The organism is Burkholderia sp. FERM BP-3421 (assembly GCF_028657905.1).
Lineage (GTDB): Bacteria > Pseudomonadota > Gammaproteobacteria > Burkholderiales > Burkholderiaceae > Burkholderia.
The window spans coordinates 504,598-517,632 of the sequence record NZ_CP117780.1 but is presented as its reverse complement, the minus strand read 5'-3'; the positions used below and the strand labels follow the sequence as shown (position 1 = coordinate 517,632).

Below are 13,035 nucleotides of genomic sequence, written 5' to 3'. Positions count from 1 at the left end.
ATATATTCAGACGGGAATATAACTAATAGTCGTACAGTGGCCGGACCAGGCCCAGATTGCGTGCGGCCTTGACGCTGAGCCGAATGTCGTGGGTGCCGAGCTTGTGATTGATCGAGCGGCAGACGTCACGAAAGGTCGAATGGGTAATATTCAGCCGCTGTTCGATTTCGGGCGTTTTGAAGCCGTGCGCAAGCAGCGACAGCAGTTGTTCCTCGATGGCCTCGAAGCGCGCCTTCGACGACGATTCGGCGCGGCGCAAGGCCAGGTAGCGGACGAGCGTATCGGCCGCGAGGGCATTGAAGGCATGCCGGAACTGGAGCAGCATGGCCTCCTCCGCGCAGTCCGGCGCGGCCGTCGCGACGTGCAGCACCGCGACCGCGTTCTCGTGCCGCGTCAGGAAGAACACACTGCTGCCCAGATCCGGAATGATCCCCAGCTGATGGAACCAGTGCTCGCGCGCGAGGCCGCGCAGCTGCGACGCGCCCACCGGCTGGTAGTTGTGCCGGCGCGCCTGCTGGAACACCGGGTCGGTCTGGAACCAGCCGTTGTTCGAATAGCGCTGCGACCAGCCCGCGCTGGCGCTGCCCGTGATCAGGACGTCGTGAAGCCGGATGTTGGCGTCGTCGTTGTCGATCAGGAACACGTGGAACAGCGATTGCCGCGCATGGCTGCGCGCGCATTCGATCCGCAGGCGATGCAGCAGGTCGATTTCGTTCTGGCAGTCGAGGATCGCGGGCACGCCATCGGCGCGCGGCGGCGCGGCGGCGCCCGTGAGCGCGTCGAGCAGGTAGGCGTAGCGCTGGCGCGGCGCGGGAATCTGGGTTTCGTTGCTGATGAACGCCTCGACGTCGTCCGTCGGCGCGGCGGCCATGCGCTGGATCGCCACGGTCCCGTTCGCGAAGGTTCGCCGCCGCTCGAGCAGGAAGCCCGCGCGGTCGCGGCCGCGCAGGCTGATCACGACGCGCCCGCGCGACAGCGGCACCGGGAGCGAGCGCACGGTGTCGCTCGGCAGGTCGTCGTGAACCAGGGACTGGATCATGCCGCGCCGGGCCCCGCGAGCACGGGTTGCAGGTCGGGGCGACGATCCACGAACGGCCCGAAGACTTCGAGCGCCGGCCATGCGGCCAGCCACTCGAACTGTTCGCGCGTGGCCACGCCCCCGACGACCAGACGCCAGCCGAGCCGCGCGCCGGCGTCGAAGATGCCGGCCGCCACCCCGCAGGCCAACTCCGAGGCCGGCAGCGCAGCGACGCCCGCGCCCTCGACGAGCAGGCCGTCGATCTCGGTCTCGCTGGTGGGCACACCGTCGGCGGGATCGAACGCGAGCAAGACGCGGATCGCGTGGGCGCGGAGCTGCGCGACCACGTCGCGCAGCCCGTCGCGCACGGGCAACTGCTCGACGCCGGACACCGCGATCAAGAACGACGCGGCGGGCGACGCGCCCGTGAACACCTCGATGCTGAACGTCGGATCGGTCAGGACCAGCGCGGGCAGGCGCAGATAGAGGGTCGTCGGCCGCGGGACCGACGCGACGGCGGCCAGCGCGGCTTCGATCGTCTGCATCCAGACGAACACCGCGAGCCCCTGCTTTTCGGCAACCGGCATGAACGCGTCGGCGCGCACGTCGGGCAGGCCGTCGCGACGCCACACGGGCGTCACCCAGACCCCGCACGACGCGCCGCTCGCCGGGCACACCACGGGCGCGCACGCCGCCTCGATCCCCTCGCGCTGGCGTACGGCGTTGTCGAGGTCGAATTCCAGCTCGCGCGCCTCGTCCTGAGAATCGAGCATGCTTTGCGCGAAGGCCTTGTAGCGCGTGCCATGCGTGGCCGCCGTCTCGCGCTTGGCAAGCTGCAGCGCCAGTTCCGCCCGGGCCTGCAGGTCGCCCGTGCGCGCGGCCTCCACGGACGCCGACGCAAACCCGATGCTCATCGTCACCCGATGCGTATGGCCGTGGAACAGGATCGGCTGCTGGTTGAACGCGTCCGTGATCGTTCTCAGGCAGTAGAGCGCGCGCGCATGCGGCTCGGGGCCCGCGAACAGGATGGCGAACTGGTCGCCCTTGAGCCGGGCGATCAGGTCGGAATCCTGGGCGACCGCGCGGATGCGGGTGGCGAATGCCGCCAGGAAGTTGTCGCCGCCATCGTCGCCGTAGCGCCGGTTGATCGCCCCGAAATCGGTCACGTCGATCAGGATCAGCGAAATCGACTGGGCCGCGTCGGCCTCGGGCAGCTGGGCGAGCAACACCTCGATCGCGCGCCGGTTGCCGAGCCCGGTGAGCAGGTCGGTTTCGGCGAGCTGCTTGTTGCGGGCCCGGTCGTACAGCACGCGCCGCGCGTTGAACATGGCCAGCGCCGCCACGAGGACGAGCGCGATCACCACGACGAAGGTCCAGGCCCAGTAGGAAGCGGTCTGACGCGCGTAGTTCGCGTAGATGTCGGCTTCCGAGAGCGCCACCACCGCGATCAGCGAATAGCCCGGCACCGGTTGTCGCACGAACAGCCGGCGCTGGCCGTCGATCGGATCGCGCTGCGGGCTCACCCCGCCTTCCTCGCTCGGATACATGCCGAGCGGCAGCCCGTCGGTGGACACGCTGCCGTCCGAACGCCCGCGCACGAGCAGCGAGCCGTCCGAGCGGAACACCAGGATCTCGCCGTCGTTGCCGAGATTGGCGTGGTTCGCGAAGCTGGCCGTGAAATATTGCGGCGGCTGCGACACCACGACGATGCCGTCGAAGACCTGCTCGCGCAGCGACAGGCGCCGCGTGAACTGGATCGTCTTGGCCCGCGACACCCGGCCGAGCACCGGGGCGCCGATGAACAGATTGTCGTCGTGCGCGTTCTTCTGCACGATGAAATGCTCGCGATCGGAGAGGTAGACATCGCGCTTCGGCGGCGTCGGCCACGATTGCGTGACGAGGCCCTGCGCGTTCACGAGCGTGAGCAGCGTCTCGTCGGACGGCAGCACGAGTCCTTCCTGCACCAGATAGTTCAGGTCCAGCGTGCCGTGACTCGAGCGGAATTCGAACGCCACCGTGCGGCTCAGGATGTCGGACGTCGACGTGCGCTCGGCCAGATAGGATGCGTAGGAGCGCGCGACGAGCGTGGCCTTGGTGACGGCGGCCGCATCCACCTCGTGCTTCGCGTCCTGCAGGGCCCGGCCGACCAGGTCGAACAGCAGCACGCACAGCGCCACGAACACCACGACGATCGAGAGGGTCACGAAGCGCAGGCCGCTCGGACGAACGGGCGGCGCGGAAAACGCGGAAAGACTGAGCCGATCTGCCGGCCGGGCGCTAGCAGATTTCCTTCTTGACAACATCGAGTTCTCCACCAGGCGTGATCGGCTTCCAGATATCGGACGGCGCGGGCGCTGCGCCCGCGTTCTTGTTCTCATCCGTGCGATAACGGATACGGCTGAGCTTGAAGCGTTCCCGCGGACAATCGATCACGTAGTCGAAAAGCGCGATGCCGATCGGCTCCGTCGCGCCGACCGGATGATAGGCGAGCTTCGAGATGGCTTCCAGCGTGAAGCGCGTATCGCCGTCATCGTCCCGACGAACCGAATGCTTCACGAGATAAAACTGTTGCTTCGAGGTTTGCAGCACGAAGGAGAGTGGCTCCGCGCTGAGTGTCGTGACCGCAGCCAGCAGCACAATAGCAAGCCATCGTTTCATAATGAGCGCGCAATTCTATCAAATAATGCTATTCACGAAACAGTATTTGTATTTCTGAAAATCGGCGGGAATTTCAAACGAATATTACAAGATCTTCTCCTCATTCTGGAAATGCAAATAAAGTCGCGTGAATGGCGCATCAATACGCGCGACGCCCGGGTGCGCTCGACGAGCGGGATCGGACCGTCGGCTCAAGCGTCCCGCGGACCCGGCGCGGCGTGGCGCGGCCGGCCGCCTTCACCTGGGCAGCGCCAAGCCGTCGCGGCGCCAGCCGATCAAGATGAATTCGCGCAGATCGCGTGCATTGAGGTGGGCTTGCTTGGCGAGCGCCGCATGCCGCTCGATGGCGGCAAGACAGGCCGTAGCGGGCAACGCTTGCCGGCCCGATTCGCAGGATCGGGCCGCCTGGGCGTGGGTCTGGGCGCGCCTCGCATAATCGCGCGCCTTGTTGGCGCGCTCGCGCACGAGCTGGAGCCGAACCCGCGCGCTGGGAAGCCGGGGCCAGCCGGCATTCGCCGCGAACGTCGCGAAGTACGCCAGCTCGGAGGCGCAATCGCACGCTGCCTGCGCATCGAGCGTGGCCGCCTGGACGGCGCGGGCGGCGCGGCGCTGTGGGTCGTCGAGGCCATGCAGCAGCAGCGCGCCGCCGTCGCCCCATCCACAGCGCTGACGCTCGGCATCGGCCTGCCAGACCCGCATCAGCCACGCGGTCGTGATCGCGAACGCGGAAACGATGCCCACGCTCCCGATCAGAATGAAATAGCCCATGAACCCCATCCGGAAAGGATGCCATGCGGTCCCAGGCGTTCGACGGGTGCGGACCGTGTCCTGCCGCCGCCGGCATCACGTCGCGCGCCCGTCGCGGCGGCGTCGTTCCCGACGTGTTCCGCGCAAGGACCTCATGCTCGACCCGCGGCGCACCGCCAGATACGCGCCGCGGCCTGGATAAAAAGCTGCGCACGACGACGAATCCGAACGCGACGTGCGCAGCAAAACCATCTGTAACCCGGGCCACCAAGTTATTACTACAGATGGGGAAAACCTCGGCCTCGCCTCGGCGGAACCCGCTATTGAAGCACCGGCATGCGCGGGCTGACCGGGCGGCGTGCGATGCGGACCTGGGCCGAACGCATCGCCGCGCCGATCTGAGCGGCGAATTCGAGCGCATGCGGCCCGTCGCCGTGCAGGCACAGCGTGTCGGCCCGCACCGGCGTCCAGTCGCCGCCCCGCCCGCGCACGCGGCCGTGCTTCACCAGCTCCACCGCCCGCTGCGTGATCTCCTCGACGCGGCTGATCAGCGCATCCGGTTCCGAGCGCGGAATGAGCGTGCCGTCCGGCAGGTAGCCGCGATCCGCGAAAGCCTCGCTGGCGGTCGCGAGCCCCGCGCGGCGCGCCGCCGCGATAAGTTCGCCGCCCGCCAGCCCGAACATCACGAGCGAAGGATCGAGGTCGCGCACCGCGGCGACGATCGCCTCGGCCACCTCGGAACGGCGCTCCGCGTCGTGATACAGCGCGCCGTGCGGCTTCACGTGCGCGAGGCGCGCCCCCGCGCCCAGCGCCTTGACGATCGCCGCGAGCGCGCCGACCTGGTACAGCACGCCCGCATAGATCTCGTCGGGCGGCAGCGCCATGGACCGACGCCCGAAATGCGCGCGGTCCGGATAGCCGGGATGCGCGCCGATCGCGATGCCGCGTTGCGCCGCGGCCGCGGCGAGCGTGCGCATCGTGACCGCATCGCCGGCATGCCAGCCGCAGGCGACGTTGATCGACGTCGCGTGGTCGAGCAGCGGGATGTCGTTGTCGCATCCTTCGCCCAGATCGACATTCAAATCGATTGTGTGCACACCAGACCTCTTCGTTATCCGTCGGCGCGGCGGGCCCTGTCGGACGCCCTCACGCCCGCATCATCAGGATTCCTGATTCAACAACGGCCGAACCTCGCTCCGATCGGCCCGGCTGGCGTCATCCCGATCGACGGATGCGCACCGCATGCCTTGCCGTTGCCGCACCTTAACCGGGCTTCGCCGACACTTTTCTTATATTAAAAGCACATATGCATATTCCCGATTGGAATATGCAAGAATAGTAAACATCCCGCGTTTTGAACACACTTCGTCACCAGTCGACTGGTCTAATCTCCGCTATCATGTCGCGCATGAACGCCTCCCACGCCGCCGCCGATGTCCGCCAGCACATCCTCGACACCGCACAGATCATCATCGCGGGCCGGGGCTTCTCGGCCGTCGGCCTGAACGAAATCCTGCAATCCTCAAGTGTGCCGAAGGGCTCGTTCTACCACTACTTCGGCTCGAAGGAGGCGTTCGGCGAGGCGTTGCTGGAAAGCTACTTCGCCGCCTACATGGTGGGCATCGAAGGCCTGCTGTGCCGCCCGGGGCTGAAGGGCGCGGCCCGCCTGATGAGCTACTGGGAAAACTGGCTCGAGACGCAGGCGAATTGCGACCCGAAAGGCAAATGCCTCGCAGTGAAGCTCGCGGCCGAAGTCAGCGACCTGTCGGAGCCGATGCGCGTCGTGCTCAGACAGGGTACGGATCGCGTGATCGCCCGGCTCGCGCAGACCATCGACGAAGGCCGCATCGACGGCTCGCTGCCCACCCATCTCGCGGCGCACGCCACCGCCACCACGCTCTACCAGCTGTGGCTGGGCGCCAGCCTGCGCGCCAAGATCACCCGCGACAGCGCGCCGCTCGATGCCGCGCTGGTCGCCACCCGGCAATTGCTGGGGCTGCCCGCCTGAGCGTATCGCACGAGACGGCATCGCGGCCCGCGCATGCCGCTCGTGCGCTCGACGAGGCCATGCCGTCGCGCACCGGCGTGCTGCATCATGCCCCGCGCGTCGCGACCGATGCCCGTACACGGCTTGTCCGAGTCCCGCCGCGCATCGCATGCCACGTCCGGACGGCTGCGGAATGCGATGTGGTTCGGTGATCGGGCCCGGTCGCGCCGGCATGGTCAGGTCGGCGCACGCGCTGCCATCAGTGAGCGCCGGCGAGCCCCAGATAGGTCACCCGCGCCGGATCGCGCGCGTCGATGACGACCCTCACCCGCTCCCCCGCGCGCGGTATGTTGCCGAGATCGACGTACTGCCGGATCGTCACGTCCCGGGATGCGCCGTGATCGCTGATGCGCAACACCATCCGCATCTGCGGCACCTGATTGAGCGTCACCCCGGTCTGTCTGATCTCGACAACCTCGGCAACGGCCTTGGCGCCGTCCGTGACGAGGGTGTCGCCCCATGCGGCCGAGATGATCCGGGGCAGCACGACCGACATCGAGAAAATCAACGAAATCAGCGAAATCGCGACGATCACGCCGATGACCGACATCATCGAAAATCCCATCATGCCTGCCCCGCCTTTAATGTGCCCGGCGCGCCAGGGGCGCGGCACCGGACTGGGCCCGTTCGCACGTGCGCGCGACGGCCTCGGTGATCCTTTCATTCGAATGCCTCGTCTGTCGATATCCCCGGGCGCCAACCCGGCCCGCCTCATTGCGGTTTTACGCCCTGGGACTCCTGGGGCACGCCGGCCGGTTGCACGCCCGGGGCTTCCTTGCTCGCGGCGGTGTCGGGCGTGCGCGCCGACTGGATCACCTTGTGCGCACGCGTCGTCGCCGATTGCATCGCATCGTTCGTCGCCGACTGCACGCCCTGGCTCACCTGCCGCTGCGTCGTGCTCGTCACCTGATCCTTGACCGACTGGAACAACTGACCCAACTGGGCATACACGCTCACCGAGAACACACCTGCAAGGAGTCCGAATAAAACTTTCTTCATGATCCTGTTTTCCTATCGAATGGTCGGGCGCGCCGGCTGCCGCCGGCCGCGCCCCGAAAGCCCCGAACCCCGCCGCAAACACGGCGACGTCCGAGGACGGTGTACCGCTCCCGTCCGGGCGGCCTACTTGCCGGTCTTGAACGGCGCGAAGAAGTTGGACGGCATTTCCTGCGGGAAGCCGACCGAGTTGGTCGGCCGCAGGTCGTTCATGTTGGCGTTGAAGTCGTAGGTCTTCTCACGCTGCTGCGCATCCTGGTGCGCGGCGACCTGCTTGTCGACCGACGACTTGATGTTCGACATGTGCTCCAGCATCTTGCCGCCCACCTGCTGCACGTTGCCGATCAGGTTGCTCGCGTTCTGGGACGACGCCACCGACATGTCGGAGATCGAATCCATGAACGGCTTCGCCATCGAACCGCTGGCGTTCTGTCCATACTCATGCGCGTTGCTGCACGCGGACAGGATTTCCTTCGGGTCTATCATCTGCTGCTCCTTTCCAAGTTCGCGCCGGCTGGCGCATTCCGATACAAGAGGCGTGTCACGACGGGCACCTGAACCCCTGCAGGATCCCCGACCAGATCGGCGACGGCGTCGTCAGCGCCTGCCACTCCAGCCGGACGGTCCCGATGTCCGTCTGATACAGCCGTTCGCGACGGTCGGCCGTCCCGCCCGCCGCCTGTCCCGCGTCGAAGAAGCGGAACAGCGCCCAGGGTCCGTCGAACTGAAGCGTGCTCAACCGACCGTCGACCGATTTGAGTTGAAGCTGGATCGCCAGCTTGGTGCCTTGCCCGCTCCAGTCGATGCGCTGCGGCGACGTCATCCCATGCGCGTAGCGCAGCGTCTGCCCGCCCACGAGCAGCTGCGCTTCCGAGATCTGCGAATCCATGTCGAGGAAGCGCAGCACGGTCGACACGCGCAGATGGCCGGATTCATCGAGCGTCACGCCGCGAATGCGATCGGCCGTCTCGTAGGACGACAGCACGCCCGGGCTCACCAGACCGAGATTGCCGCCGTTCGAGCGCAGCGCCTTCCACGGCGTGCTCGACGTATCGACATAGGCCGCCAGATGGTCGCGGAAGTAAGACGCCATCAGGCCCTGGGCGCTGAACAGGCGTTCGAAATCCGCGACGCCCGCGTCGACCTGCGCGTTGCGCCGGAACGGATAGCGGCTCGTGAAGCCGGCGCTGCACACCGTCGAGGTCGCGCCCGCCGCGCCGCGATTGAGCAGCGCGCCCGATTCGCGGGTCGTCATCGTGCTGCCGCTGCCGATCAGGTCGAGCATGATGCCCCGCACCGGCTCGGGCTGCCGCGCGGCGGTTTCCTTGAGCCGCGAGAACGCGTCGTACTGCGCGGGTAGCACCTGGCCCGCCTGCAGCGCGCCATTGACGAGCCCCAGCTGCCGGTACAGCGGCTCGAACAACCGGGCAAGCGGGTTGCTCGACGCCACGCTGCGGTTGTTCAGCTGCGCGGCCAGTTGCCGGACTGCCAGGAAGTGTTCCTCGACGATATGTTCCGGCAGCAGCACGGTGCGGTAGTGCTGGCCGCTCAGTTCGCCGACGATCTGGCGACGCCCCTTCTCGAAGCGGTATTTCTGGCGATCGATCCAGCTGTCGATGTTGCCTTCGTCGCTCGCGCCGGTCAGGGTCGTCTCGCGCGCCGCGAAGCGCAGCAGGCTCGCGAGCGGCGATTGCGAATCCATCATCGCCGCCGCCAGCTGCGACGCATCGTCGAGGCCCGTGACGCTGCGCACCGTCACGTCGTTGAGGAAGTTCTGCCAGCCGGCGATGTAGTCCTGCAGGAACTGCGCGCGGGTGGAATCCGCGAGCTTCTGCACCACGCCGTCGATCTGGAAACTGTTGCCGCGCAGGGTCTCGTCGCGCAGCACCCAGCTTTCCTCTTCGAGCATCGCGCGCGCGGCCTTGTCGAGGCGCGGCAGGAACACGTCCGTGTAGCCCGCCCGCGTGAACCAGCCCGATACCGCGACGTCGGTCGCCGGGACGTCGCTGCGCATGCGCAGGCTCATCGCCGACTCGAAGCCGGCCGCGCGCGACAGCGAGATGTCGTTGACCGACGCCGGCAGCCCTTGCGCATGGATGTGCTGCAGCACGCGCGTCACGATCGGGATCTGCGCGGCCCGCACGCGCGCCGCGCGAACGAGGTTCGCGTCCTCCGGCGTGCCCGGCAGCTTCGGCAGCTCCATCAACGCGCGCACGTGCGCGAGCAGCGCGCGCCGGTCGTCGTCGCCGTATTGCTGCCCGCCGGACAGGCTGTCCCACCGGCTGCTCAGCCAGCGCTCGACATCGGTCGCGTTGCGCCGATCGGGCCGGCACAGCATCAGGTAGACCTTGAGCGTCTGGTAGACGTCGCCGGGCGCGCCGTCCGACTGCGCGACCAGCACGCGCCGCACCTCGTTGTACAACTCCGGCATCAGCATCTTCTGCAACTGCCGGTGATAAGTGTCGCGCGCCGCGGCGGCGACGAGACCATGCTCGAAGTACGGCGTCGCCAGCCCGCGCCCGGCGTCTTCCGCCTGTTCCTGCGCATAGCGCATGTGGCTCGCCACGTCGAGCAGCGGTGCGCCGCCGTCCGGGCCGTACGACATATCGGCCTGCGCCAGGCGCTTCGCCTCGCTGAACTGCGCGCCGACGTCGTCGAGGTAGTTGCTCTCCGCGACATAGCCCCAGCCGAACCACATCAGCAAGCCAAGCGCGAGGACGGGCAGCGCGGCCCAGCGCAGCAGGTGCCCGACCCGGCCGCGCCACGAACGCACGCCGCTCGGCCGCACCGCGTCGCGTTCGAGCGCGACCTGCCGGAACAGCGGCGCCCACAGCTCGCCGAGCGGCCGGGTCTGCGCGGGCAGCCCGGGCGCCGCCCCGCCCGGCTGGGCCACCGCCAGCTCCGCCATCGAGCCCATCCAGACGCCGCGCAGACGCGCGGCCGAATGCGCCTCGCCGGGCGCGATCGCGATCTGCAGCCACACCAGCAGCGCCTTGTGCAGCTGGCTCAGCGTCTCGACGAAACGCAGCTGCGCGTAGTTCGCGCCGACCTCGGTCGCCGCCGGCGCGGCGAACAGCACCTGCTGCTGGACCCGCTGCTGCAGGTGCTGCAACGCCCCCTGCCAGCTCGCGCCCGCTTCGGCGGCCGTCTCGCCGAGCGCCTGCTCGGGCAGGCAGAAACCCATCCCGCTGGCCCAGCGGCCCGCGTCCACCAGCGACAGCATCGAGACCGCGCCGTCGAGCCGGTCCACGCCGTTCAGCGCGACATAGACCTGCGCCTGCTCTCCGAACACCTCATGCAGTTCCGCCAGCCGGCGATGCACGACATCGGCGAGGCGCTTGCGCGCCTCCAGCGGCGCATCGACCATCGACGCGCTGTCGACGCACAACACCACGCCGTTCACCGCCGCCCCGCCGCGCAGGCGACGCATCCCCTGCAACAACCGCTTCCAGGTATCGAGCGCCGTCTCGTCGAAGCCGTCGCGCAGGTTCCAGCGCCCGCCGATGTCGAACCAGACCGCGTCGCTCGCGATGCGGAAGTTGAAGTCGTCGCCGCGGCTGTTCAGCGGCTCGACCGCGAGGGCCCGCTCGCCTTCGGAGCCGGCCGCGTTCACCGCCTTCGCGACCAGGTTCGTCTTGCCGCTGCCTTCCGCGCCCATCACCAGATACCAGGGCAGCAGGGTCCGGTGCTGGCGGCGCAGCGCGCCGGTCAAGCGATCCCAGCGGCCGTGCGGCTCGCGCTGCCAGCGCGCCTTCAACTGGCGATCCAGATCGCGCAGGCGCTCGTCGATGAAATCGGCGCGCGCCGCCGGCTGCGGCGTGCGCACCCGGCGCGGGCTCATCGCGAGCCGTACCCACAGTCGCGCAAGCGCCGGCCACAGGCCCCAGACGAGCACCGCCGCCACCAGCACCTCGCGCACCCAGAGCGGCGCGAACGGCCGGTAGATGCCCAGCGCGAACAGCGGGCCCACCCACCAGATCAGGACCGCGATCAGGATCGCGACAAGAACCCTCAGGCTGGTTCGTATCATGGTTGTTTATCCTCCGTTGCATACGGCGATTGGCCGTCCGGGGCGATCGCCACGCCCTCCGGGGTCGCGGGGCGCGCGTCGGCATCCGCCGTGCGCCGGCCGCCCGCCGGAATCACCTTCCACAGCACGTCCACGCGCCGGTTCCGTTCGTAGGCGGCCGGCGTCGGCGCCTGATCGATCGGCTGCGTGTCGCCGCGCCCGGAAAACGCGATGTTCCGCTGCACGGCGTTCCCGGGCGCCTGCGCGCCGCCCGGCAGCGCGGTCCGGCGCAGCTCGTCGGCGACGGTGCGCGCCCGGGCTTCCGAGAGCGCCTGGTTGTTCGCAAACTCACTCGTGCTGATCGGCTGACGGTCGGTATGGCCGATCACCTCCAGGTCGCCCGGCCACGGCGCGAACGCCGCGCCGAGCCGCTCGATGTTGTGTTTGAAATCGGCGCGCATCTGCGCCTTGCCGACATCGAACGCGCCGTCGCTGCGGAACACCAGCACCCAGCCTTCCGGACGCTTGTACGCCGTGAGCCAGCCCTCGGACAGCAGCTGCGGCAGCGGCGGCGGCAGCGTTTCCGCGAGATTGATGGTGCGGGTCGGCGGCATCCAGGCCGCGAGCGCATGGCGGATCGGCCCGCCCTGTATATCAAGCACGGCGCTGACGATGCCGTAGGTCAACAGCACCGCGCCCAGCGCCGCCGCGCCTGCGCGCATCGGCGTCCACCAGCGCCTGCGCGCGCGCGCCGGGGTGATCAGCCCGGTGCCGAGCGGCTCGGGCGGCACGTGATGCCAGATCAGCGCATGCAGCTGCGAACGCAGGTCCTGCAGCAGCACGTCGCCGCGATCGAGCACGCGGTAGCGGCCCTGCCAGCCGAGCGACAGGATCAGCTCGTAGAACGCGAGGAGACGAATGGGCGGATCGTCCGCCTTCATCCAGCGGCCGAGATCGGAAAACGCGTCCTCGCCGCCCCACGCATCGTCGTGGAACTCGACCAGCAGGCTGCGCTCCCCGTCGTAGAGCACTTGCGACGCGGCGCGCGCGATGTCGCTGACGTTCTCGTCCAGATACGTGCACAGCAGATACGAAGCGTCGCGGATCTGCTCCCACTCGCAGCCCGAGCCGGCCAGCCGCTCGCGGTACAGGCGCACTTCGAGGCCGAGCTGGGTGCGCACCGTCGACTGGTCGGGCGGGCCGTCCGCGAGATGACGCTGCAATTGCAGGATCGCGGGCAGCGCGTGCGACACGAACGGATTGCTCCAGTTGGCCGACTGCTGGCCGGCCTTCAGGATCGCCACCTGGCCGCCCTGGGGGGTATACACGACGGGCGACGCGTCCGCGCCGTCGTCATACGACGCGCGGAACGCGCCGGGCGGGGTCGGGAAGCGCAGCACCGCGTGCTCCGCGTCGCGTGGCGAGGTAGCGTCGGTCGTGGCCGGCCCGGTGGTCGACACCCCCTGGGCCAGCGACGACAGCGTCGGCATCCGGGTGGTCAGATCGGGATTTTCCGCGACCCGGTCGAGCATGTTGGAGGCCGACGACGTGCGCCGGATG

General features: G+C 68.4%; 11 protein-coding genes. 1 reads left to right on the top strand and 10 read right to left on the bottom strand.

Annotated features, from left to right (window positions below; genetic code table 11):
- Nucleotides 1-22 precede the first annotated feature (22 nt).
- From Bsp3421_RS03055 to pxpA, 5 genes are all read right to left on the bottom strand, one after another.
- The gene (locus tag Bsp3421_RS03055) at nucleotides 23-1,039 is read right to left on the bottom strand and encodes an autoinducer binding domain-containing protein (RefSeq protein WP_273995344.1); all 1,017 of its coding nucleotides are present in this window, start codon (nucleotides 1,037-1,039) and stop codon (nucleotides 23-25) included.
- A complete protein-coding gene (locus Bsp3421_RS03050) occupies nucleotides 1,036-3,222 on the bottom strand; it encodes a bifunctional diguanylate cyclase/phosphodiesterase (protein ID WP_273995342.1) in 2,187 nt (728 codons plus the stop codon). The genes Bsp3421_RS03055 and Bsp3421_RS03050 overlap by 4 nt, the downstream gene beginning before the upstream one ends.
- A gap of 73 nt (nucleotides 3,223-3,295) precedes the next feature.
- Nucleotides 3,296-3,676: a hypothetical protein gene (locus tag Bsp3421_RS03045; protein ID WP_273995341.1), complete on the bottom strand. Its 381-nt coding sequence runs from the start codon at nucleotides 3,674-3,676 to the stop codon at nucleotides 3,296-3,298.
- A 237-nt stretch (nucleotides 3,677-3,913) separates the two neighbouring features.
- The gene (locus Bsp3421_RS03040; RefSeq protein WP_273995339.1) at nucleotides 3,914-4,444 is read right to left on the bottom strand and encodes a hypothetical protein; all 531 of its coding nucleotides are present in this window, start codon (nucleotides 4,442-4,444) and stop codon (nucleotides 3,914-3,916) included.
- Between the two features lie 299 nt (nucleotides 4,445-4,743).
- A complete protein-coding gene (gene pxpA, locus Bsp3421_RS03035) occupies nucleotides 4,744-5,520 on the bottom strand; it encodes a 5-oxoprolinase subunit PxpA (RefSeq protein WP_273995338.1) in 777 nt (258 codons plus the stop codon).
- 311 nt (nucleotides 5,521-5,831) lie between these two features.
- Between pxpA and Bsp3421_RS03030 the strand changes: the two genes are divergently transcribed.
- Nucleotides 5,832-6,431 (top strand): TetR/AcrR family transcriptional regulator, encoded by a 600-nt coding sequence (locus Bsp3421_RS03030; RefSeq protein WP_273995337.1) that lies wholly within the window; start codon nucleotides 5,832-5,834, stop codon nucleotides 6,429-6,431.
- A 238-nt stretch (nucleotides 6,432-6,669) separates the two neighbouring features.
- On the opposite strand, the gene Bsp3421_RS03025 is transcribed toward Bsp3421_RS03030, so the two are convergent.
- The 5 genes from Bsp3421_RS03025 to icmH all read right to left on the bottom strand — a co-directional run bounded on the left by Bsp3421_RS03025 (nucleotide 6,670) and on the right by icmH (nucleotide 13,007).
- The gene (locus Bsp3421_RS03025) at nucleotides 6,670-7,038 is read right to left on the bottom strand and encodes a hypothetical protein (RefSeq protein WP_273995649.1); all 369 of its coding nucleotides are present in this window, start codon (nucleotides 7,036-7,038) and stop codon (nucleotides 6,670-6,672) included.
- Between the two features lie 143 nt (nucleotides 7,039-7,181).
- Nucleotides 7,182-7,469 carry a hypothetical protein gene (locus Bsp3421_RS03020; RefSeq protein ID WP_273995335.1) on the bottom strand — a complete coding sequence of 96 codons (288 nt, stop codon included), beginning with the start codon at nucleotides 7,467-7,469 and terminating at the stop codon, nucleotides 7,182-7,184.
- A 123-nt stretch (nucleotides 7,470-7,592) separates the two neighbouring features.
- The gene (locus Bsp3421_RS03015) at nucleotides 7,593-7,952 is read right to left on the bottom strand and encodes a DUF6277 family protein (protein WP_273995334.1); all 360 of its coding nucleotides are present in this window, start codon (nucleotides 7,950-7,952) and stop codon (nucleotides 7,593-7,595) included.
- Between the two features lie 55 nt (nucleotides 7,953-8,007).
- Complete coding sequence (gene tssM, locus Bsp3421_RS03010) at nucleotides 8,008-11,496, bottom strand: type VI secretion system membrane subunit TssM (protein WP_273995333.1); 3,489 nt, start codon at nucleotides 11,494-11,496, stop codon at nucleotides 8,008-8,010.
- Nucleotides 11,493-13,007 carry a type IVB secretion system protein IcmH/DotU gene (gene icmH, locus Bsp3421_RS03005; protein WP_273995648.1) on the bottom strand — a complete coding sequence of 505 codons (1,515 nt, stop codon included), beginning with the start codon at nucleotides 13,005-13,007 and terminating at the stop codon, nucleotides 11,493-11,495. The genes tssM and icmH overlap by 4 nt, the downstream gene beginning before the upstream one ends.
- Nucleotides 13,008-13,035 lie beyond the last annotated feature (28 nt).